General features: G+C 45.6%; 16 protein-coding genes and 7 pseudogenes. 9 read left to right on the forward strand and 14 right to left on the reverse strand.

The window, feature by feature from the left end; genetic code table 11:
• Nucleotides 1-47 precede the first annotated feature (47 nt).
• On the reverse strand, nt 48-443 hold the full coding sequence (locus ACV7NC_RS02410) for a gamma-butyrobetaine hydroxylase-like domain-containing protein (protein WP_458153856.1): 396 nt from the start codon (nt 441-443) through the stop codon (nt 48-50).
• Between the two features lie 90 nt (nt 444-533).
• On the opposite strand from ACV7NC_RS02410, the gene phoB reads away from it, so the two are divergent.
• The 3 genes and pseudogenes from phoB (at nt 534) to ACV7NC_RS02425 (ending at nt 4,251) form a co-directional block, all read left to right on the forward strand.
• Nucleotides 534-1,256 (forward strand): phosphate regulon transcriptional regulator PhoB, encoded by a 723-nt coding sequence (gene phoB / locus ACV7NC_RS02415; RefSeq protein ID WP_458153857.1) that lies wholly within the window; start codon nt 534-536, stop codon nt 1,254-1,256.
• A gap of 91 nt (nt 1,257-1,347) precedes the next feature.
• Complete coding sequence (gene phoR / locus ACV7NC_RS02420; RefSeq protein WP_458153858.1) at nt 1,348-2,664, forward strand: phosphate regulon sensor histidine kinase PhoR; 1,317 nt, start codon at nt 1,348-1,350, stop codon at nt 2,662-2,664.
• 445 nt (nt 2,665-3,109) lie between these two features.
• A pseudogene (locus tag ACV7NC_RS02425) lies at nt 3,110-4,251 on the forward strand (IS3 family transposase).
• Between the two features lie 111 nt (nt 4,252-4,362).
• On the opposite strand, the gene ACV7NC_RS02430 reads toward ACV7NC_RS02425, so the two are convergent.
• The 4 genes from ACV7NC_RS02430 to ACV7NC_RS02445 all read right to left on the reverse strand — a co-directional run bounded on the left by ACV7NC_RS02430 (nt 4,363) and on the right by ACV7NC_RS02445 (nt 6,592).
• On the reverse strand, nt 4,363-5,406 hold the full coding sequence (locus ACV7NC_RS02430; protein WP_458152119.1) for an IS481 family transposase: 1,044 nt from the start codon (nt 5,404-5,406) through the stop codon (nt 4,363-4,365).
• A gap of 255 nt (nt 5,407-5,661) precedes the next feature.
• Nucleotides 5,662-5,814 carry a hypothetical protein gene (locus ACV7NC_RS02435; RefSeq protein WP_458153859.1) on the reverse strand — a complete coding sequence of 51 codons (153 nt, stop codon included), beginning with the start codon at nt 5,812-5,814 and terminating at the stop codon, nt 5,662-5,664.
• Between the two features lie 190 nt (nt 5,815-6,004).
• On the reverse strand, nt 6,005-6,226 hold the full coding sequence (locus ACV7NC_RS02440) for a hypothetical protein (protein ID WP_458153860.1): 222 nt from the start codon (nt 6,224-6,226) through the stop codon (nt 6,005-6,007).
• Nucleotides 6,227-6,436: 210 nt separating this feature from the next.
• The gene (locus ACV7NC_RS02445; RefSeq protein ID WP_458153861.1) at nt 6,437-6,592 is read right to left on the reverse strand and encodes a hypothetical protein; all 156 of its coding nucleotides are present in this window, start codon (nt 6,590-6,592) and stop codon (nt 6,437-6,439) included.
• 704 nt (nt 6,593-7,296) lie between these two features.
• Between ACV7NC_RS02445 and ACV7NC_RS02450 the strand changes: the two genes are divergently transcribed.
• Nucleotides 7,297-8,490, forward strand: coding sequence for a response regulator transcription factor (locus ACV7NC_RS02450; protein WP_458153862.1), 1,194 nt, complete (start codon nt 7,297-7,299; stop codon nt 8,488-8,490).
• A 354-nt stretch (nt 8,491-8,844) separates the two neighbouring features.
• Here ACV7NC_RS02450 and ACV7NC_RS02455 read toward each other — a convergent pair whose 3' ends face one another.
• Nucleotides 8,845-10,092 carry an IS256 family transposase gene (locus ACV7NC_RS02455; protein WP_458153863.1) on the reverse strand — a complete coding sequence of 416 codons (1,248 nt, stop codon included), beginning with the start codon at nt 10,090-10,092 and terminating at the stop codon, nt 8,845-8,847.
• Between the two features lie 75 nt (nt 10,093-10,167).
• Nucleotides 10,168-11,533, reverse strand: a pseudogene (locus ACV7NC_RS02460) (IS5 family transposase).
• 296 nt (nt 11,534-11,829) lie between these two features.
• Between ACV7NC_RS02460 and ACV7NC_RS02465 the strand changes: the two are divergent.
• Nucleotides 11,830-13,058, forward strand: a pseudogene (locus ACV7NC_RS02465) (IS256 family transposase).
• A 330-nt stretch (nt 13,059-13,388) separates the two neighbouring features.
• On the opposite strand, the pseudogene ACV7NC_RS02470 reads toward ACV7NC_RS02465, so the two are convergent.
• Nucleotides 13,389-14,168 (reverse strand): annotated as a pseudogene (locus ACV7NC_RS02470) (IS30 family transposase); the annotation flags it as partial.
• A 93-nt stretch (nt 14,169-14,261) separates the two neighbouring features.
• Between ACV7NC_RS02470 and ACV7NC_RS02475 the strand changes: the two are divergent.
• The 4 genes and pseudogenes from ACV7NC_RS02475 to istB all read left to right on the forward strand — a co-directional run bounded on the left by ACV7NC_RS02475 (nt 14,262) and on the right by istB (nt 16,971).
• Complete coding sequence (locus ACV7NC_RS02475) at nt 14,262-14,543, forward strand: transposase (RefSeq protein ID WP_458153864.1); 282 nt, start codon at nt 14,262-14,264, stop codon at nt 14,541-14,543.
• 35 nt (nt 14,544-14,578) lie between these two features.
• Nucleotides 14,579-15,301 (forward strand): annotated as a pseudogene (locus tag ACV7NC_RS02480) (IS3 family transposase); the annotation flags it as partial.
• 2 nt (nt 15,302-15,303) lie between these two features.
• A pseudogene (locus ACV7NC_RS02485) lies at nt 15,304-16,249 on the forward strand (Mu transposase domain-containing protein); the annotation flags it as partial.
• Nucleotides 16,161-16,971, forward strand: a pseudogene (gene istB, locus ACV7NC_RS02490) (IS21-like element helper ATPase IstB). The pseudogenes ACV7NC_RS02485 and istB, both read left to right, overlap by 89 nt.
• A 593-nt stretch (nt 16,972-17,564) precedes the next feature.
• Here istB and ACV7NC_RS02495 read toward each other — a convergent pair.
• The 6 genes from ACV7NC_RS02495 to ACV7NC_RS02520 all read right to left on the reverse strand — a co-directional run bounded on the left by ACV7NC_RS02495 (nt 17,565) and on the right by ACV7NC_RS02520 (nt 20,372).
• Nucleotides 17,565-17,912: a hypothetical protein gene (locus tag ACV7NC_RS02495; RefSeq protein WP_458153865.1), complete on the reverse strand. Its 348-nt coding sequence runs from the start codon at nt 17,910-17,912 to the stop codon at nt 17,565-17,567.
• On the reverse strand, nt 17,909-18,148 hold the full coding sequence (locus ACV7NC_RS02500) for a hypothetical protein (protein ID WP_458153866.1): 240 nt from the start codon (nt 18,146-18,148) through the stop codon (nt 17,909-17,911). The genes ACV7NC_RS02495 and ACV7NC_RS02500 overlap by 4 nt, the downstream gene beginning before the upstream one ends.
• A complete protein-coding gene (locus ACV7NC_RS02505; protein WP_458153867.1) occupies nt 18,145-18,546 on the reverse strand; it encodes a phage/plasmid replication domain-containing protein in 402 nt (133 codons plus the stop codon). Before ACV7NC_RS02505 ends, ACV7NC_RS02500 begins: the two co-directional genes overlap by 4 nt.
• Nucleotides 18,547-18,709: 163 nt before the next feature.
• Nucleotides 18,710-19,153 (reverse strand): VC1465 family Xer recombination activation factor, encoded by a 444-nt coding sequence (locus tag ACV7NC_RS02510; RefSeq protein ID WP_458153868.1) that lies wholly within the window; start codon nt 19,151-19,153, stop codon nt 18,710-18,712.
• Nucleotides 19,150-19,335: a hypothetical protein gene (locus tag ACV7NC_RS02515; protein ID WP_458153869.1), complete on the reverse strand. Its 186-nt coding sequence runs from the start codon at nt 19,333-19,335 to the stop codon at nt 19,150-19,152. The genes ACV7NC_RS02510 and ACV7NC_RS02515 overlap by 4 nt, the downstream gene beginning before the upstream one ends.
• 407 nt (nt 19,336-19,742) lie before the next feature.
• Nucleotides 19,743-20,372 carry a hypothetical protein gene (locus tag ACV7NC_RS02520; RefSeq protein ID WP_458153870.1) on the reverse strand — a complete coding sequence of 210 codons (630 nt, stop codon included), beginning with the start codon at nt 20,370-20,372 and terminating at the stop codon, nt 19,743-19,745.
• Nucleotides 20,373-21,217: the final 845 nt, after the last annotated feature.

Consider the following 21,217-nt stretch of genomic DNA (forward strand, 5'->3'; position numbering starts at 1 on the left):
TTAAGTGTTGTTGTTTGTTCGAACGACTGATCAACTGATATGGTCGTTTACTCGGAATATTCGCCATTTCCAGGCTCACGACTGGCGCCTATATCCTCTAAGCGCTGCAGATAGCGCTGCCACATTGTATCTTGATTTAATCCGTAGCTATAAAGTAAATCCCAGGAATACAATCCGGTATTATGGCCATCGGTAAAATCAAGCTGTATGGCATAATTGCCAACGGGCGCAATTTTTCTGATACCGATCATTTTTTTACCGGTTTGAAGTACTTCCTGACCGGGGCTATGGCCGCTCACTTCGGCAGAAGGCGAGTGGACACGCAAGAATTCACAGGAGTAGTGAAAAGTTTTTCCATCGGAGAAAGTAATATCCAATATTCTTGATTTTTGATGCAGTTTTATTTCTATAGGGATAGGAGTGTTCTTTGTTAAACCTGCCATATTGAAGTCTTTAAGGATGATCTGATGACTAATGTTCTTTTTATTGTAACAAACTGAGTCAATAATAATGGTTAAAAATCGGAATCTCTCATGGCAGCAAGAATACTGATCGTAGAAGATGAAACGGCTATTCTGGAATTAGTTGTTTTTAATCTGCAGCAAGCGGGTTTTGAAACAATTCGAGCAGAAAATGCCGAACGAGCAATGACTGTAATTAATGATTCGCTTCCGGATTTGATTTTACTGGATTGGATGCTTCCTGGTATGAGCGGAATTGAATTCGCGCGGATGTTGCGGCGTAATGAGCGTACACGTTTGATTCCAATCATCATGTTGACAGCTCGTGTTCAAGAAGGAGACAAAGTTTCCGGATTGGAAATTGGTGCGGATGATTACATTACTAAGCCCTTTTCTCCGCGCGAATTGATTGCGCGAATTAATGCGGTGCTTCGCCGAATGGTTCCGGAAGCATCCGAGGAAGTAATCGAAATAAAAGGACTTCGACTTGATCCGTCGAATCATCGGGTCACTGTAAATAGCCGCGAAATAGAATTGGGCCCGACTGAGTATCGTTTATTGCACTATCTAATGACACATACCGATCGTGTCTATTCCCGCAGTCAATTGTTAGATCGGGTATGGGGTGACCACGTGTTTATTGAGGAGCGAACGGTTGATGTGCATATTCGGCGATTACGTAAAGCACTTCAGTTTACTGGAATGGATAATTGGATACAGACAGTTAGAAGCGCTGGTTATCGATTCTCGACTGTACCCGACATATCGAGCAAAGATTCTGATGAGAGAAGTTAGTTGCCGCACTATGGTCTTGTTAAAATTACTTTTCAAACATTTGATAGGTCTCTTATCTAACCTGTCAGTATCGTTATCTTGGAATAATTAAGTGTCAGATATTTGGCAACGCTCCTCCAATATTCTTTTTATAGTCTTTGTCACCGCGATCATTTGGATGATTTTTGGAGCAGTTAAAGCTTTAGCGTTTTCCAGTTTAATTCTCTTGTGGATGGTGTTTCACCATATCCGGCATCTTGTTATTTTGGAGCGATGGCTGCAACTATCTGATCATACGCCAGGCAGCATTCCTGCCGGCTCTGGCGCTTGGGACGACGTGTTCGCGCATTTAGCTCGCTACGTTCGACAGCATAGCCAAAGTCAGGAATTACTGAGTCATGCCTTGAAGCGTATGCAAAGCGTAACTTCTGCGATGCCGGATGGGATTGTAATTCTGGATGAAAACGATCGAATCGAATGGTGCAATCCGATCGCCGAGCAGCATTTGGGAATCGACTTGTCATTGGATGTGGGCCAACAGATTACTTATCTGGTGAGACAAATACCGTTTGTAGAATATTTAGCGGCACGTCAATATAGTAATCCACTGATTCTGAAACTGACGCGCATGCAAAATTTAATTATTTCATTGCAATTGGTGCCCTACGGTTTTAATCAAAAGCTATTGATTAGCAGGGATATTACGCGATTCGAGAAAATTGAAACCATGCGTCGTGATTTTATCGCCAATGTTTCACATGAGTTACGTACACCACTAACCGTCATTAGCGGTTTTCTTGAAACACTGTCGTCTCATGAGAATATGGATCCGGCATTCAATCAACGTGCATTGGCATTAATGACGGAACAAACTGCGCGAATGCAGCATTTGATCGAGGATTTATTAATCTTGTCGCGACTAGAAAATGAACAAAATAAAATCAAAGATAAAGCTGTGGATGTTGTTCGGTTGCTGCAAGGCATTTTGCAGGATGCTGAATCCATCAGCGCGGGTTGTCATCGTATCAAATTAAATATTGCTACTGAAGATCAACTGCTCGGGAGCGAAGAAGAATTGCGCAGTGCTTTTAGTAATTTAATTAGCAACGCGATTCGTTACACACCGAATGATGGTGAAATTAGCATTAACTGGGAGAAACGTGATGGTCAGGGATTGTTTTTTGTGCAAGACAGCGGTATTGGCATCGAACCAGAACATATCCCGCGATTGACAGAGCGTTTTTATCGAGTAGACAACAGCCGTTCGCGAGAAACCGGTGGCACTGGACTGGGACTCGCGATTGTGAAACATGTATTAAACCGACATGACGCTCATTTGGAGATTACTAGCCAAGTCGGCAAAGGAAGTCGTTTTGCGATCTTGTTTCCTGCAAAACGCTTGATAGTTAGTGATAATGATCCAACTTGATTGTCGACAACTGATGGCAATTGTTTTGGAATAAAGCACCCCGCCGCAAGCAGCGAGGTATTAAAAGCGCTCTTCAGACTGCTGGTTTTCAACCAGCCTTCGCTCCAAGGGGCGAGGAATTAAACCCGGAAGAGATTAAAAAGACAATCACTGATTACCCAGTGGTTGTTTACTTGCTACTTAGTCGCCCCTGAAAAAGTATCAGACAACAGTTGTTGTTCTGGAAAAGCCGCCCGAGGAAACGGCTACCTATCAAAATGCATACCCTTGTAGTTTAAATTTCCATCAAGGAATCCGATAAATTTGCAGTTTTCGCCACGGGAAAAAGAGCCAAAAATGATCAACAGCCACTGAGAAGTGGATCCAGTTAGCTGGACACCAGAGGGTCAAAGTTAAGGAGTTATTTTCTGTATGATTATTTTTATAAATAAGAGGAGTACAGAAAATGAGCAAGAAACGCAGAAATCATTCACCGGAGTTTAAATCAAAAGTTGCACTGGGGGCAATCAAGGGCGACAAGACGCTAATCGAGTTAGCCCAGCAGTATGGCATCAACAGCAATCTGATTGTGAAGTGGAAGAAGCAGCTGATTGATAACAGCAATGAAATATTTGCGTCGGGTAAGGGGCTGGCACCGGATCGGGAGTCAGAGATTCAATCACTGCAAGCCAAGATTGGTCAATTGACCATGGAGAATGATTTTTTGTCCAAAGCGCTCGGTCGCTAGATCGGGCGCGGAGGAAAGATAAGGTTCAGACGGCACATCAGCTCCCCAGGGTGCGGCGTTGCGAATTGTTGGATATACCAAGATCGAGCAGTTATTATCAACCGCAACCGGTAGCAAAAGAAGATCTGTTGCTAATGCAATTGATTGACCGAATTCACATGGATAAACCTTTTCTTGGTTAGTGGCGAATTGTAGATGCGCTGGTAGAACAAGGCCATAAAGCAGATAGAAAACATGTGCGGCGTTTAATGCGACTCATGGGTATACAGGCGATTCATCCTGGTCCGAAGACCTCGAAGCCACATCTGCGGCACAAGGTATACCCATACTTGTTACGAAATCCGGAGATCAACCGGGCCAATCAGGTGTGGTGCAGCGATGTGACCTATCTGCCGATGGCATCCGGTTTTCTTTATCTGACAGTCATTATGGATTGGTATAGCCGCAAGGTGCTGAGTTGGCGTGTATCTAACAGCCTGGATGCCAGCTTCTGTATCGACGCACTTGAGGAAGCGGTTTACCATTATGGAACACCGGATATATTCAACACAGACCGGGGATCACAGTACACCAGCGAAGCTTTCACCAGCGTATTGAAAAACCACGGCATTGATATCAGCATGGATGGCAAGGGTGCTTGGAAAGATAATGTATTTGTCGAACGCCTATGGCGTAGCGTCAAATATGAGGAAGTTTATCTCAATGCTTATGAATCAGCGTCTGAGGCCAAGCAATCATTGGCGAAGTATTTTCACTTTTACAATGAAAACCGGAAGCACCAGACCTTAATGGCTACGCTAGATCAGGTTTATTATGAGTCGGCCAGGCTGCAAAAAGCAGGTTGGTATGTCGGAAAATAACTCCTTAGGAATCTGTCCGAAAAATGGGGTTCACTTCTCTGTTTCAGATGTAGTAATCGCGACCTGATCTGACAGCCCCCCCGATTTGACGATGTGCCTGTTAGATCAAATTCAGTTATTCAATGCGGTGATTTTATCGTTCCATACCTCCTTTGCGTCAATTAAAGTTTGCATTGGCGTGCGTCCGCAGCACATCTTTCCTTGGTGAGTACGCGAACTGTTGTAATACGCCATCCATTCATCCAGATCGTGTTGTAACTCCTCGATCGAGTGGTAGATCTTGCGCCGGAATGCCACTTGGTAGAATTCCTGCAAGATGGTTTTGTGGAAACGCTCGCAAATACCGTTGGTCTGAGGATGATTGGCTTTCGTTTTGGTATGCTCAATCTCGCTCAGTGCCAGATAGAGCTGGTAATCGTGACTCTCCGGTCTGCCGCAATATTCGGTGCCACGGTCGGTCAGGATGCGGATGACGCCCATACCTTGCTCAGCGAAGAACGGCAGTACCCGGTCATTGAGCAAATCAGCCGCTGTGATTGGTGTCTTGGTGGTATACAACTTGGCGGCCGCCCATTTGGAATAGGTGTCGACGAAGGTTTGCTGGTATATCCGCCCCACACCCTTGAGGGTGCCGACATAAAACGTGTCCTGGCTACCGAGATAGCCAGGATGAGCGGTCTCGATCTCACCATGGGCCACATCATCGTCCTGTTTTTTCTCTAGCGCCTGCACCTGCGCCTCAGTCAGCACCGTTCCGGTCTCGGCGACATGCTTTTCCAAAGCCGACAAACGCTTTTTGAACGACTCCAGATTCTGGCGCAGCCACACCGAACGAACACCAGACGGAGAAACAAAGATTCCGCGTTTGCGCAGTTCATTGGAAACTCGGACTTGACCAAAAGCCGGTTGCTCCAGGGCGAAAGCAGTGACCGCCACCTCCGTCGCTTCTTCTACACGGTTCTTGATGTTGGGCTTGCGTCGATTCGCATCGATCAGCGCTTCAACGCCCCCTGCTTCTACCGCTGCTTGATAGCGATAGAAAGTATCGCGGGAAAAACCCATCACCTTACAGGCGCGGGATACATTGCCAAGTTCGGCTGCCAAATTAAGCAGACCAATCTTGTGTTTGATGACTTTCTGTTGAACACTACTCATGGGATTACTCCTTTTCGCTTTCGCGTTTGGTTGATAAAGTTTCGCACCTCTATCAAACCGGGTAATCCCACCTCTTGGCAAGACCCTGCTGTCAGATCAAGTCTGAATTACTACATTTCAGATTCCAGGCTGCAGTAGCCATCAGCAGGTTGATGCGATCACCGGCAACGCCTTTCAGATAGTCCCTGCCATTCGATAATCCGACTTCAGGTGGCCGATAATGGATTCAATCGCGGCAAGCCTCCTGCATTGTTGTCAATTCTTGTCTTTCTGGTACCAGGTATCTTTCTTGGACACCTTTCCGGGCAAAATGATATGGGTTCCATTGACTTCACGTTTGCCGCGGTAGCCGCGATCGCATACGGCTTGCTTGGCTGCTTTCCCGCGCGAAATCTCAACATGATACACAATATCTCCGGCACGTATGAGCGTATGACTGTCATGCAGATTCTGTTCGTGACTGATTCATAAAGCAGAAGGTCCCTTTGATGGCATTCAATCAAACAGTATTGCGGAAGTTCTCTTCTGAGCTCCCGCATCAAAACACCTGCAATGGTTCTGAGTCACTTCAACGCTCGTTTAGTCTTCGCTCTTTTCTTCACGTACCGGTAGTGCCAAGTATCCAAGCCCAATCACTGCACTTCTTTGACAAAAGTACGCCGCTGTGAATACCGTGGGCAGGGCCAATCTTGTTGGGGCGATTTATGATCTTGATCGCCAGTTTGCTATCCGTTGGGTACGTGATGTTCTTCTCATCCACGGTCGTGTCAATATGAACGACATCTTCCATCGCCGATTCCCCATGCAAACCAACGCTCATCTGGAAAATCCGCTCTACGCCTTACGCACCTATATGCTTACGAAAATGCGCCAGCTCCGTGCTATGACAAGGCAACTTCTGCTGGATCTCTCTTATGACGCAAAAAGCCTAGTAATAAGGATTCCACTTCCACTGCAATACTATCGATTCGTCACTCAAATTCTCTAACTGTTTCAGTATCAATATAACCCGGCGATCAAACGGATCGGCTTACTCGGTGCTTCTATCGCCGCTGTGTAATAAACGAAAAGATTCCTCAAATTCTTGCCACGGTATCGTGATGCAAGGATGACCGGGATCAAGCTGCACCAGCAAATCTGTTCCAAACAGATTCGGTTGATGAATCGTACTGCTATTTCTTAGCATTTTTAATCACCATCTCGACCATATCTACGCCGCCATTTTAACATTCTTGGTCATTATGATTGTTAACAAAAAACTAATCTATAAATAATATCAATTGCTTAATGGAATTTGAGGGCCGACTATTTATAGAAGATTACAGATCCGATCGTGATTTTATTGGATATGTGCGTTTTGTCATACCTTCATCACATCTTTCTTGTTAGCATAATTATGAATGAGTGCTTGAATTTATATAAAGCGATATCACTTTGATGGAGAGAAACTTATCAAACTTATTGAACAAAGCCCGCGTGATTCTGAATTTTACTGCGGAAGGTATATCGTCTGAAATTAGATACTTATAGATTCAAAACCCTATTGACCATAAGTCATTTTTTTAATGCGTTTGATACAAGCTTATTTTTATCAAAAAGCAAAAAACTAATAAAAATAATATAGAAAACTGAATAAACGTGAATTTTACTAAAGTTTTACGCATTTATAACCGCAATAAAACTGGAAATACATTAATTAGCAATTATACGGGTAGTATTTAAACCATCAAGTGGTTTAAAACTCTAGATCTCAAATCGAATATGTGCGAAAACATAGATAAAACATAAACTGTAATTTTAAATAAATTATATTTTTCATTGGTTTATTTATCTGATCACAAATAAGATTGTGATAAAATTCAATTGGAAACTGTTTAAAGGTAAAGCTAGATGGCCAACAAAACAGAGCGGATAGTTACTAGAATCTCCCATAATAGTAGATTTGGCGAAACCAAGGTGTTAATTGTCGTTGAAAAATTTATATCTGGGAAAACCTTAATCGATATGCTGGAAGAATGGGAATACAATATTTTAGGGATATGTACCTCTAGTCAAGAAGCTTTAATGAGAGTCAAAAAAGATAAACCCGATCTCATATTGACAGATATGGAATTAAATGATTGCGATGGAATTCATTTAGTTCAACAATTGGATCTACAATCTGATCATTCGCATATTTGCATTTATTTCACTGCTTACGCATCGGATTTGATAATTCAGCGAACTATGACTATCGCAACAGCTTTAGGGCACAACATTTGTAAAACTAAAAGAAAAGATCATTCTGATTTTGAATCTTGCTTCTGCCAATATCATGGCATCGATAGATCTAATAATATAAGCTCACAATTTGCTGTGCAACAGATTAAAGTGCTTATTGTCGATGATCAACAAATAGTTCTCTGGGGATTGGAGAAATTAATAAATAATGAAAAACCGAAGATGGAAGTAATTGGTATTGCAACCAGTATTATTGATGCAAAGAAAATTATTATTGAGAAACAACCCGATATTGTCGTATTAAATATTTTCCTCAATAACGTCGATTGTGTAAGTCATATCCCAGAGTTTGCAAACAACGGAAATACCCGGGTCGTAGTTTTTACTGAAACGCAAGATAAAGAAGTAATTGATAGAGCAGTCCTTAATGGTGCAAGAGGGATATTACATAGAAAAGAATCAATGCAAACGATTCTTCGTGCGATTGAGAAAGTTCACGAGGGTGAACTGTGGTTAGATCGAATAACTACAGGTCGCATTTTGTTACAAAACTCGCGAATACGAGGAAAAATTCCATCAGATTCCAGTAGTGAAAAAATAACCATGCTAACCCGCAAAGAATGTATGATTCTTAGAGCATTTTCTGATGGCACTGGTGGAGAGCAAAATAAGCAAATTGCTGCAAAATTATGTATGAGTGAACATACTTTACGCAATCATTTAACTTCGATTTTTAGTAAGCTTGGAATAAAGAATCGATTTAGTCTTTTTGCTTATGCAAAGCAACATTATCATCAACTAGAATCAACTGTGGGAGATTCATACAAAGGAAGTGGTGGTTTTACAGTAGAAGCACAAAAATAGCATTCATTGATAATCGGGGGGGATTATTATCTTGAAATAATAAAAAAGAAAAAAGTAAGCCAATAAACATTATCAGCATTAGGTTTCAGAGAAATTGACCGGGAATTTGGGTTTGACATTTTGCGAAAAAACGAGACAAAAGACAGAAGAAATGAAACAGAAATGAGACTAGATAGTCGGCCCTGCAAAATTCACATGACCGTGGTGGTAGCTTTGTATACAAGAAAGCTTCGCCCATATATGGTTGTTTTGCGCGGAAGCGGTTGATCAACTGCAGCAAGGCAAAGGGCAACAAAATACCTTTTAGCCCCAAGCGGAGTACTGGAGCTATAGTCAAATCTGGTGTATGGAGAATCAAGCGGCTTGCTGTTTTTGATCTCCTTTTTGTTTAACGCCGTTAACGAACTTGATGCCCTGCACAACGTCCGCTAACAGTTTATAGCCTCTCAGCCGGAACCATTTCTTCTGCGCCGTTTCCATCAGTTTAAACGCCATCGTCAAGGTTGTTGTCCGGCTTCCACAGTTTTTGGTTCTGGCTGTTCTCAGCCGGACAGTTGCAAAAACTGATTCGACTGGATTGGTTGTTCTAATGTGCTGCCAGTTTTCTGCAGGATAATCATAGAAAGCCAGCATGGAATCTTTATCCTTTGCCAGGCATTCCATCGCTTTTGGATATTTCGGACTGAACCGTTCAACACAGTGATCAAACGCTTTATAAGCCTTTTCCCGTGTTTCCGCCTGCCAGATGTTATGCAATGCTTCCTTGACCTTGGGTTGCATGGCTTTGGGCAGCTTTTCCATTACATTTACGGTTTTATGCACCCAGCAGCGCTGTTGACCGGTATCCGGCCAGCATTGAGCTACAGCTTTCCAGAATCCCAATGCGCCGTCACCGACAGCCAATCTGGGAGCGTCTTTGAGGCCACGTTGTTTCAAGTCCATCAATACTTCAGTCCAGCTTGCTTCAGACTCACGATAACCGTCAGACAACGCCAGCAATTCTTTACGTCCCGTTTCATCAGAGCCGATAATCACCAGAAAACATAACCGGTCATCCATTCTCACCGTACTGTAGATACCATCAGCCCAGACGTAAACATACCGTTTGCCAGTCAGATCACGGCGAATCCAGTTTTGATAATCCTGTTCCCAGTTCTGCTTTAAACGGCCAATCGTTGCAGACGACAATCCGGGCGCATCTGCTCCCAGCAGGTGCTTTAACGTCTCTGTGAAATCTCCTGTTGAAACACCTCTCAGATACAACCAGGGCAAAAATTCCTCAATACTGCGCGTTCGTTTCAAGTAGGGAGGAATCAGATTGCTGTTAAATTTGATGCCGGAACCGCTGCGATCGCGTACTTTCGGCACTTTGATCCCAATATCACCAAGACCGGTTTGAATCGAGCGCTCCGGTAGATAACCATTTCTGACTACTACCGATTTTCCTTCGTCAGTTTTTAAACCGCCATGTTGCTTGAGAAAAACAGCCACTTCCGCTTCAATAGCGGTGGCCAGCATCTTACGCGCGCCTTCTCGCAGCACTTCCTGTAACGGATCATTTTGTTCTGGTTTATTCAGATTAAAAACATTACTATCTGTCATGCGGTGTTTTCCTCGTTTTGTTGATTGATCTGCCGAGATCCTCTACAACAGGTTACACCGCTTCCTTCTCCCTTGTCATACACCAGAAATAATCATAGCTCGGAGTACTGCCCTCATCAGCCAGCACAGGTTGTATCCCGCCGCACACAACACAGCATGGAGCGCATCTCCCAACTTGCCCTGCAACCAGCAGCGGTCCATTCGGTGATCCGACTTTAAATGCCCAATCGCAGGTTCCACGGCCTGACGACGTTTGAGCCAGCGCCGCTGCGGCATTGTGAGTGACTTGTACTTGCCACGATGGATGATGTTCACGTCCGGGTTGTCGGTATCCACGCCTCGAAATCCGAGATCGACAATGACCTGCTTCGGTGTTGATCCTGCGTTTTCGAGTAACGTCTGTCTGTGTGAGTTGCTTATGAAGGATATGGCCATCGTAGGGATTGCCGGGGAAGGTTTTTGCACCGACCATCAGGCCGTTCTTGTGCGTGATCGCAATGCTGGCTTTAACGCCGAACTCGTAAGGCTTGCGCGCCTTGCCCTTGCCGATACATTCGACTTCCGGGGCATGCAGTGCGTAGAGTTTGTTTTTGTCTTTCGGTTGCTGCTGGTGAATCCGCTGTACTCGCTCCAGCAGCGTGTTCAGATGTTGGAACGATGCGGAGCACTCCAGTTCTGCCGTCGCCAGTTTCCGATTGATCTCTCGCAGCACGATACCAAGGATCGTGCGTTGGCGTTTAACGGCTTTGCGCATGCGGCGAAATTGCTTGGCATGGGCATAACCACCGGCTTTGCGGCGCAATTCCTTGCCTTCCTTGGCGTAACTCTGCTTCAAGGTGATGCCGCTTCGTTTGGCCGCCTGTACGATTTTGCTGCGCGCAATTTCCAGCAAGCGACTATCCACCGGATGCGCAATCGCTTTTTCCTGTACTGTCGTATCGACGATGACACGTTCGAATTCAGCCGGTTTGACCACCTTCGCTCGCACAGCTGCGTCAATGGTTGCTTGCAGCAGCTTTTCGACACCGGACTCACCAATCGCGGTGCGAAAGCGGCCTATCTGAGTAGCATCACAGGGCAGCTTCGGTGTGTAGTACGCCTGCCCGCTGAAATACTGCCAGACCACATTCTCGGACCAGCGAATCACCAGTTCTTCATCACTCAGATTGAATGCGTGCTTCAGATACAGCAAGGAAGCCATCAACCGGATGGGCAAACGAGGCCGGCCCGCAGCACTCACTCCTGTGCCCGCAGTCGCTAACGTTGTACCGAAAATATCGCTGAACTCTACCATGCGGCCTTGACGATTCTTGCGCTCGAAAGCTGGTGCAAGGGCTGCTTCAATAGCGGGCCACGGTAGTCGATTTGCCAATACCGCCAAGGGATGGTGCAGATCGATCATCTGGTCGAGACGGGCACGAAAAAAATCATCAGTCGGCATTTAAATTTCCCCTAATTCCCACAGGTTTTGATGCCTATATTATAATTTCCCAGGGATTTCAGCGTTTGCTAATTCGCATGAATTCCAATATTTATAGGGTCTCCAAGTGTTTTGCAGGACTGACTAGATAGGGACGATTCTGAGAAAAATGTTTTTTTAAAACTGTCGTAAATTTTTGTTAAGAGAAATAATCGTAATCAATTTGCGATGCGATAGAAAATTTCGGGAGGGAGTGTAAATAATTTTGTGTAAATGGTCATATTGCAGGAAACTGCTTCTATATTTTTGGAGTAAAAATGACCACACCCAAACCCTTGCCGAGCGGCTTAATTGATAACCTGCTGGCCGATTACAAAAAGCCAGAAGATTTAATCGGTGAGCATGGTCTTCTCAAGCAACTCACCAAAGCGTTGATTGAACGCGCCTTGCAAGCAGAAATGGCCGAGCATCTTGGTCACGATAAGCACGAAACGGTAAACAATGCCACTGGCAATACCAGAAATGGTAAAAGCCGTAAGACCCTGAAAGGTGAATTCGGTGAGTTACCCATCGAGATTCCCCGTGACCGTGAAGGCAGTTTCGAGCCTCTGATCATTCCCAAGCATCAGACCCGCTGGGCGGGTTTTGATGACAAGATCCTCTCGCTGTATGCCCGTGGCATGACGACGCGTGAATCCAGCAGCACCTCACTGAAATGTATGGCACAGAAGTATCGCCTACGCTCATTTCTACGGTCACTGACGGCGTACTGGATGAAGTAAAACAGTGGCAATCGCGGCCTCTCGATGCGGTGTATCCTGTGATCTATCTCGATTGTATCCATGCCAAAGTCCGTGACGCTGGTAGCGTTCGTACCAAAGCGATTTACCTGGCAATCGGCATTAACATGGAGGGCCATAAAGAAATACTGGGCTTATGGATTGCTCAGACCGAGGGTGCCAAGTTCTGGCTCAGCGTTGTCACTGAACTCAAGAATCGTGGCGTGCAAGATATCTTTATCGCCTGTGTTGATGGCTTAAAGGGCTTTCCCGAAGCGATTGAAACCGTCTATCCACATGCCATTGTACAACTCTGTATCGTGCACATGGTTCGTAACAGTCTCAACTACGTCGGCTGGAATAAACGCAAGGAAGTGGCTGCTGATTTACGTTTGGTCTACAGCGCCGCCACGATTGACGGGGCTGAGCAAGCGCTAGCAGACTTTGAAGATAAATGGAACAATGCTTATCCACCAATCGCCCGATCTTGGCGCAACAATTGGCAACGCATCATTCCATTCTTCGACTACCCGCATGAGATACGGCGCATTATTTACACCACCAATGCGATTGAGTCAGTCAATATGAGCCTGCGTAAAGTCAGCAAAAACCGCGGATCGTTTCCCAACGATGAGGCCGTGATCAAATTGTTCAATTTGGCTCTCAGCAATATCGCCAAAAAATGGTCTATGCCACTAAGAGATTGGAAACCGGCACTAAACAGGTTTACCATTCAATTTAACGAAAGAATGCCTCGACATTATTAAACACCGTTTACACAAAATCTAGGACACCCCCGAGGTACGTTAAATTTTCGCGTTATTTGGTACTATGTAATGCATCGTTATGTTATTGGATGAATAATGATGCATGGCTTCGATTTGCTGAATATAGCTGAAACCTGAGAGTATCCACTTTGTATATATTGGGCAGGTACCGGGCATCCTTCAAAACTTCATGTTTTTTTATCACTATTCTGACTGGAATCAATTTATTTCGGGATTCCCGCTAAATAACAAAATTCCCCCAGTAATAGCAGCAGGTATGGCAGAGCACAAGCTTTATATTTAATGGGTTGGATTTATGATGAGGCAGATTCAATTTCGAAGTGCAACACCTAATGGTAATTTAGTGTAGCGCACCGTCTTCCCGAAGAATATCTCAAACGGGGTTCTGAATCCAAGCACTTTGCGTGGCCGGTGGTTGAGTCTATCCACCGCCCATTGCACTTGTTCCTGGGTAACCTCAATCAGCTCCATTGCCTTGGGGAAATACTGGCGCAGCAACCCGTTGCTGTTCTCGTTCAAGCCACGCTCCCATGAACGATAGGGACGGGCGAAATAGACATCCGCATCGAGTTTCGCCGAGATGGTTTCATGCTCTGCAAACTCTTTCCCGTTGTCGAACGTCATGGTGTAGCACTTGTCTTTATGGGGACGCAGCAGCCGCGTTATCGCCGCCGTCACACCCGATGCCTGTTTGCCGGGTACTTGGGCTGCCAGCAGGTAACGCGACTTCCGCTCAGCCAATGTGACCAAGGCGCCTCGATGGTTCTTGCCGATCACGGTGTCGCCTTCCCAGTCGCCTATGCGGCTCTTCTGATCGACAATCCCCGGGCGTTCGTCAATACCGATCCGGTTCTTGATCGTGCCCCGGCGCTCTTGACCGCTCGCGTAACGCTTTCTGCGTGGTTTCTGGCAGCGCAAGTGTTGCCACAGGTCGCCACCACGGCGTTTGTCTTCATAAATGTGCACGTAAATCGTCTCATGGCTGATTCTCAACCCGCATTCCAGTGTAAGTCGGCAAGATGCTTGTTCCGGGCTCATGTCCAACCGGATCAACCGTTCAATCTCCGCCCATTCCGGCAATGAGAAACGCAGAAGTGGATCCAGTTAGCTGGACACCAGAGGGTCAAAGTTAAGGAGTTATTTTCTGTATGATTATTTTTATAAATAAGAGGGGTACAGAAAATGAGCAAGAAACGCAGAAATCATTCACCGGAGTTTAAATCAAAAGTTGCACTGGCGGCAATCAAGGGCGACAAGACGCTAATCGAGTTAGCCCAGCAGTATGGCATCAACAGCAATCTGATTGTGAAGTGGAAGAAGCAGCTGATTGATAACAGCAATGAAATATTTGCGTCGGGTAAGGGGCTGGCACCGGATCGGGAGTCAGAGATTCAATCACTGCAAGCCAAGATTGGTCAATTGACCATGGAGAATGATTTTTTGTCCAAAGCGCTCGGTCGCTAGATCGGGCGCGGAGGAAAGATAAGGCTCAGACGGCACATCAGCTCCCCAGGGTGCGGCGTTGCGAATTGTTGGATATACCAAGATCGAGCAGTTATTATCAACCGCAACCGGTAGCTAAAGAAGATCTGTTGCTAATGCAATTGATTGACCGAATTCACATGGATAAACCTTTTCTTGGTTCGCGGCGAATCGTAGATGCGCTGGTAGAACAAGGCCATAAAGCAGATAGAAAACATGTGCGGCGTTTAATGCGACTCATGGGTATACAGGCGATTCATCCTGGTCCGAAGACCTCGAAGCCACATCTGCGGCACAAGGTATACCCATACTTGTTACGAAATCTGGAGATCAACCGGGCCAATCAGGTGTGGTGCAGCGATGTGACCTATCTGCCGATGGCATCCGGTTTTCTTTATCTGACAGTCATTATGGATTGGTATAGCCGCAAGGTGCTGAATTGGCGTGTATCTAACAGCCTGGATGCCAGCTTCTGTCTCGACGCACTTGAGGAAGCGGTTTACCATTATGGAACACCGGATATATTCAACACAGACCAGGGATCACAGTACACCAGCGAAGCTTTCACCAACATATTGAAAAACCACGGCATTGATATCAGCATGGATGGCAAGGGTGCTTGGAAAGATAATGTATTTGTCGAACGCCTATGGCGTAGCGTCAAATATGAGGAAGTTTATCTCAATGCTTATGAATCAGCGTCTGAGGCCAAGCAATCATTGGCAAAGTATGTTATTTGATATTCACTGCCTTTGGCGGTGTGCCGAAACGCGGCATTTACGACAACATGAAGACGGCCGTGGACAAGGTATCCAAAGGTAACGGGCGTGTGGTGAATACGCGTTTCTTTACGATGACGGCGCATTACCTGTTCGATCCTGATTTCTGCAATGTGGCTTCCGGCTGGGAAAAAGGTGTGGTCGAGAAGAATGTTCAGGACATGCGCCGCCGCATATGGAATGAAGCCAAGCAACAACAGTTTGGTTCATTCGATGATTTAAACAGATGGCTTGAAACGCGCTGTCGCGGACTGTGGTCTGAAATCGAGCATCCTGATTATGCGGGCATTACCCTTGCCGATGCACTGGAACAAGAACAACTGTACCTGATGCCGATGCCAGCACCGTTCGATGGCTATATCGAAGTATTGGCGCGCGTATCCAGCACGTGTCTGGTCACATTGCAGCGCAACCGATATTCCGCACCCTGTCGTTTGGCCAATCAGATGGTAGCCGTTCACCAGTATGCCGGTCATCGAGAAGAAACCGGGCGCATTGCGTAACGGCGCACCGTTTTCGGAACTGCCGGCGTCCCTGTTGAAATTACAGACAGCACTGCGGCGTAGAGAACGCCAGCAAGCCGATCGAACCATGTCCAAAGTGCTGAGTCTGGTGCCGATGCATGGATTGGAAGCGGTATTGGTTGCCGTTGATCTGGTACTCGAATCCGACGTGATAAGCGCTGAGCATGTTGCCAATGTATTGGCGCGGCTGAAACACACCGACATGCCGGCGCCTGTGGAAACGACACTTAAACTCAAGGAAGAACCGCAAGCCAATACCGCGCGCTATGACCGCCTGAACCGGCAGGAGGTGTCGCATGTCTGCCATACTGGCGCAACTCAAGGCACTGAAATTACATGGCATGGCTGGCTGTTATGCCGATCTTCAACAACAGATTACGCCTGATATTGCTGCTGAATTCGAGTCATCCGGCAAAATGCTGCGGCAATTACTTCAAGCCGAAGCAATCGAGCGCAACATCCGTTCCATCCGCTATCAGACACAAGCTGCCAGGTTCCCTGTGCGGCGTCATTTACAGGGATTCGACTTCAGTCAATCCAAAGTCGATCAACAATTGATTCGTCAATTGGCCACGCAGGAATTTACTGCTGCCGCACAGAATCTGGTGCTGGTTGGCGGCACCGGTACCGGCAAAACGCATCTGACCATCGCCATCGGTACTTCAGGCATACAGCATCACGATAAGAAGGTGCGATTTGGAAGCCGCCATCGATCTAGCCAATAGCCTGGAACGGGAAAAATCAACCGGCAAGCAAGGCAGGTTTGCCCTAAGCTTGTTGCAGGTTGATCTGGTCATTCTCGACGAACTGGGCTATCTGCCATTCTCACAAGCCGGCGGTGCGTTGCTGTTCCACTTGCTCTCCAGGCTTTATGAACGAACCAGCGTAATCATTACCACCAACCTCGCATTCGCAGAATGGAGCAACATATTCATCGACGCCAAAATGACCACCGCGTTACTGGATAGACTCACGCACCATTGTCACATCATCGAAACCGGTAACGTGTCTTTTCGTTACATACAAAGCGCTGCAAGTGCAAAGATCAGAATACAGCAACGGGAAAAAGAAAAATGTGCATCAGAAGAAAATTCGGTCAATTTGTAGTGATTCACGATTGAATCAAAAACACCAACTGGAGGAAAAACACCAACTCAGTCTGGTCGACTTATCCACAGATGCGTAGTATCCTGCGCTCTGTTCCTCCCTGGTCAAATTTCAACCGCAATGGGGGGTCAATTTTAAACCGGTATCAACAAAAACATTTTTAACTCCCAAAAAGAGCAAAACTGTTCCGCTTTAAATCACAATGCGTATAATTTGTAGGGGGTAAAGCTCAAAAAAGCGGAAAATTTCGCCAAAATTAATTAGATTTTTCTACACAAAACCGGACGCTGAGAAGCGCGGAAACATTTTCACCTCCTTGTTATTACAAAAAACACTTTTATTCCCTGCAAAACAGCTTTTCTGTTCTCTCGCTGTTCCAACGCTCCCGCCCTCGATGCGGCCTTGCGGTAACCTCCCGGTTATGCGCTTGGTTTGGCAAAGGGGCGGGGTTGGTACCGGCAGCGGCCAGCAAGCGGCCGCAGCGCAGGGAACAAACCTTGTAAAACCCATTTAAACCCCTAACCCTTCACGTTCGCCACTGGGGCAGGGGTGCGGAAGGAAACCCGCACCCCAAACCCCAGATGCTCGAACGGTCAAGCTGTCAAGGGTTCGCAAGCCGCTACGCGCCCTTGACAGGGGTTGCTTTTGCGGTAATTGAATGCCCCGGGGTTTATGCCTTCGGCATCCGCTAAAGCTTCGCTTTGAGCGGCTAAAGCGGGCGTGAGCCGCTCCGTCTCCTCCTGCGTCGTCGCCGTTGCGGCCACGCCTTCCAATTCCGCAAGTATGCTAAATGTGCGCGGTGCCGAAACATCTACCCCTAAAACCGATTTAATCGCTTCACAGTGCTTTTTGAATGCTCGGGAAGGGTAAAGGGTGGATAAATCATTTCCACGCAACCAGAGACCGTATGCAATGAAATGATAGGGTTCCAATTGATTCATGATTCACCCTTAATAACTTTCAATTGCCGGGGTTGCAGTTTTCTGACGGCATAGCCGCGAAGATCCGGCCCGCGCTTGCCCGGTTTAATGTTCAAAGGGCAAGTTATGCGCCAGATATTGGAATCGTCTTTGAAACCATCGATGCGCCCCTGAGCGAGCAAAGCACGAACCCGGCGCTCGGAGACTTCAAGAAAGTCCGCGACATCGGAAATAGCCAGGGTTTGAGAAGTATTCATGAACACTCCAAACCGGTAAATCTGCTATAACCGCGAACAGGCGGGGCAACTTTGAGAGGTAAATTAAAAATCAGGTTATTACGGGAATCCCTTGAAAACGGGATGCGGCCACAATATGCCCAACGCTGAATTAAACGAAGCGAAACGCCCAAGCGAGCCGCCAGCTCATGAGATGTCAGATAATCAACAAGCCTAAAAAGGTTGGTTGATTTGTCGTAAGGCTTTGTAATATCGACACCATAGGCCCGGACAATTTTAGCTTGACGGGCAAGGGTGGATTTAGGCACGAAGGCGCTTAAATCCTCCCCAGCAATCCAAGCCGCAACATAAACGCGGGTTTTAGAAGGCAGGCTATCAAGAAACGTTTGCGTGTCCTTGATCTTAAAGTCAGAATCCATTTTTACTCCTATAAAAAAACAAACCATAAAAAAGCATTAAAAAGTATCAAAAAGTCGCAATTTGCGACTGAACGGCGTACTGTTAGTAGCCGATTCAATGAAACTTAAAATTGATCACAATTTATTAATTACTGCCAAAGTGGCAGTAAACGGCGTAGTGTTACTAGCCGATTGATGAATTTTCTTTCCTCCCGTTTTTTGGCCGGACAAAGGGAAGCAAATTCGATCTCTCAGGATGCAATCCGGAATTGCGTTTTTCCTCCCGTTCAAGACGCCATTGTTTGGCCATTGCAAAAGTCAGTGAAAGGTAATTTAAATCGGCTGCAGTGAATTTTTTGCCCTCGGGTGACCATAAGACCTCACCCGAGAACTTCCAGCCCCTCCAAGCGTCGCTAGGAAGCTCGTAACCTGTTAGAATGTGCAGAAGCTTAAAAGCCGCATAAGGCACTTGAACCCGCCCGGATTCCCAATTGTGCAATGTGCGGTAAGTCACTCGAAGCATTTCAGCCGCTTCCTCCTTGCTAAGCCCTGACAAAATGCGGGTTTCGCGTAGCTTTTCATGACTGACGGGTTTGAAGGGTTTGCGCCGATTCCTGCATTTTTTCACCTGATCAACAATTTAACGGGTGGATAAACAACCCATTGCCATAACTCCCGATCAAAGCGAGCACCGGGAATTCTTCCTGATTCACAGTAGCGGATGACTTGGCCAATGCGTAAGCCATGACTTACAGCAAAGCTACGAGCAAGAACAGGGCTACCGGATCGTATTTCATGCGATTTCTTCATTTTGCCGGTTCCTTTGCTCGTCGCAGTGTTCAAGATAATTTTCTAAAGACCCGTGCTTGAATTTCAATTCAAGCAATGCCAGCTTGACCGGAAGCCACAAAAACACATTGACCCAAAAACGATTGAATCCAAGAAATTCGAGCAATTTCACAAAGTGAAACGAATATCGATTTACAAAATAACAAAACATTTTTAACCCCCAAAAAGAGCAAAACTGTTCCGCTTTAAATCACAAAACTATTCCGCAAAAAGTATAAAGCAATTGCGTATAATTTGTATTATGTTAAATACTCTAATCGCAGAAAAAAATACAGAAGAAAATACGATAAATGACAGCGGACAATTACTTTGAAACATCGGGACAAATAATTTGAAACGCAAAAACAATTAATGCAGACGTGAATGCGTTAGTGATTCCGATACATATATTCAATCAAATCACGTATTATTTCTAACAAGCTGCCAATTGGTAAACCATCGAACGGATCACCATGAGCTAGTGAATTTCTAAAGCTCACAAGAGTATCACTTCGTTTTGCACCGTTTTGTTCTTTGTCATCCGAAAAGAGATTAGCAATTACCACACCTTTCGATTTGTTATAAACTGGAAGCACTTCATCGCGAAGACCGTCATATTCAACCATAAATCGTAGGCCGGGCAAGAAGAATGAATTAATTCGCTTCCCTTTCATGTATTCAGGAGCATTTTCTTTAAGTTCTACCTTCTTTTCTTTAAACTCGCACCAATAACGATCTCTAAGTGCCAATTCCAGTGCCGCGAACGCCGCTAATTCACCGGCCTTGATTACATCATCACGAATCCAACCCATTAAGTATAAAGCTTGTGCTCTGCCATACTTTGCGGCTATTACTGAGGGGATTTTATTATTTAGCGGGATTCCCGAAATAAATCGATTCCAGTCAGAATAGTGATGAAAAACATGAAGTTCTGAAGGACATCCGGCACTTGCCCAGTATATGCAAAGTGGATACTCTCGGGTTTCAGCTATATTCAGCAAATCTAAGCCGTGCATCATTATTCATCCAATAACATAGCGATGCATTACATAGTACAAATAACGCGAAAATTTAACGCTAGACACAAATAAAAAAGGAACCGATGCAGCCATTTTTCCCTGATGGCGGTGGACGGTTCCATTTATGGATACGCAATCTGTAACTCTACGACAAAGCACAAATTGCTTCCATAAACCCATGACAAACCATAGAACATTGATCGATAGTAAATGCCGATAAGGAGGCATCTACTATCCCTATCATAAGCTTTTTCTATATCTATGGTTTGTCTATCTCGATATAGAATTTTGCAAATGATAGGAACCAACAAAGCTTCGCTTTGAAGACTTAAAATCTCATTGACTCAATGCATGCAGTTTCTGAACATTTTCGCCTTTTTTATGTTCAAGCTCTTGTATTTTTGCTTTAATCAATTGAATCATTTCACGGCGTTCTTTTAAGCCCGGCCCGATTTCACTTGGCATGATTCTGCTATAGCCAAACTCTTCCGGTGTCATTTTTTCCATGATGCTGCGTATAGTCGGCTCTATCGTCTTGAAAAGCAGCGCAAGGAAAACCCGATCATCGATTTGTGTTTTGTTAGGGGTAAAGATTTGGCAAGCAGGAAAGACTGATAATCCACCAGCAAGAACGTTTTCGACGGTCTTGAATCGCAATGGATTACCATATTCTTGCATCATACCGCCCCAAGGTGTATTGGTAGCCACTCCAGCCAGTGCGGGGCGGATGGCTTCCGCTTCGTAATCTTGAGAACCACGAAATAATATTTCGACGATGCTTTCTTTTAAGTCATCAAGCGGTAAGTAGTCGACCCTGCAAAATTCACATGACCGTAGCGGAGGCT

This window comes from Nitrosomonas limosa, from assembly GCF_054188085.1.

Excerpts from the sequence above, each read along its gene's own strand:
- ACV7NC_RS02410 (WP_458153856.1), bottom strand. The coding sequence starts at position 443 with ATGGCAGGTTTAACAAAGAACACTCCTATCCCTATAGAAATAAAACTG.
- phoB (WP_458153857.1), top strand. The coding sequence starts at position 534 with ATGGCAGCAAGAATACTGATCGTAGAAGATGAAACGGCTATTCTGGAA.
- ACV7NC_RS02430 (WP_458152119.1), bottom strand. The coding sequence starts at position 5,406 with ATGAGTAGTGTTCAACAGAAAGTCATCAAACACAAGATTGGTCTGCTT.
- ACV7NC_RS02440 (WP_458153860.1), bottom strand. The coding sequence starts at position 6,226 with ATGAGCGTTGGTTTGCATGGGGAATCGGCGATGGAAGATGTCGTTCAT.
- ACV7NC_RS02445 (WP_458153861.1), bottom strand. The coding sequence starts at position 6,592 with ATGCTAAGAAATAGCAGTACGATTCATCAACCGAATCTGTTTGGAACA.
- ACV7NC_RS02450 (WP_458153862.1), top strand. The coding sequence starts at position 7,297 with ATGGCCAACAAAACAGAGCGGATAGTTACTAGAATCTCCCATAATAGT.
- ACV7NC_RS02455 (WP_458153863.1), bottom strand. The coding sequence starts at position 10,092 with ATGACAGATAGTAATGTTTTTAATCTGAATAAACCAGAACAAAATGAT.
- ACV7NC_RS02475 (WP_458153864.1), top strand. The coding sequence starts at position 14,262 with ATGAGCAAGAAACGCAGAAATCATTCACCGGAGTTTAAATCAAAAGTT.
- ACV7NC_RS02495 (WP_458153865.1), bottom strand. The coding sequence starts at position 17,912 with ATGAATCAATTGGAACCCTATCATTTCATTGCATACGGTCTCTGGTTG.
- ACV7NC_RS02500 (WP_458153866.1), bottom strand. The coding sequence starts at position 18,148 with ATGAATACTTCTCAAACCCTGGCTATTTCCGATGTCGCGGACTTTCTT.
- ACV7NC_RS02505 (WP_458153867.1), bottom strand. The coding sequence starts at position 18,546 with ATGGATTCTGACTTTAAGATCAAGGACACGCAAACGTTTCTTGATAGC.
- ACV7NC_RS02515 (WP_458153869.1), bottom strand. The coding sequence starts at position 19,335 with ATGAAGAAATCGCATGAAATACGATCCGGTAGCCCTGTTCTTGCTCGT.
- ACV7NC_RS02520 (WP_458153870.1), bottom strand. The coding sequence starts at position 20,372 with ATGATGCACGGCTTAGATTTGCTGAATATAGCTGAAACCCGAGAGTAT.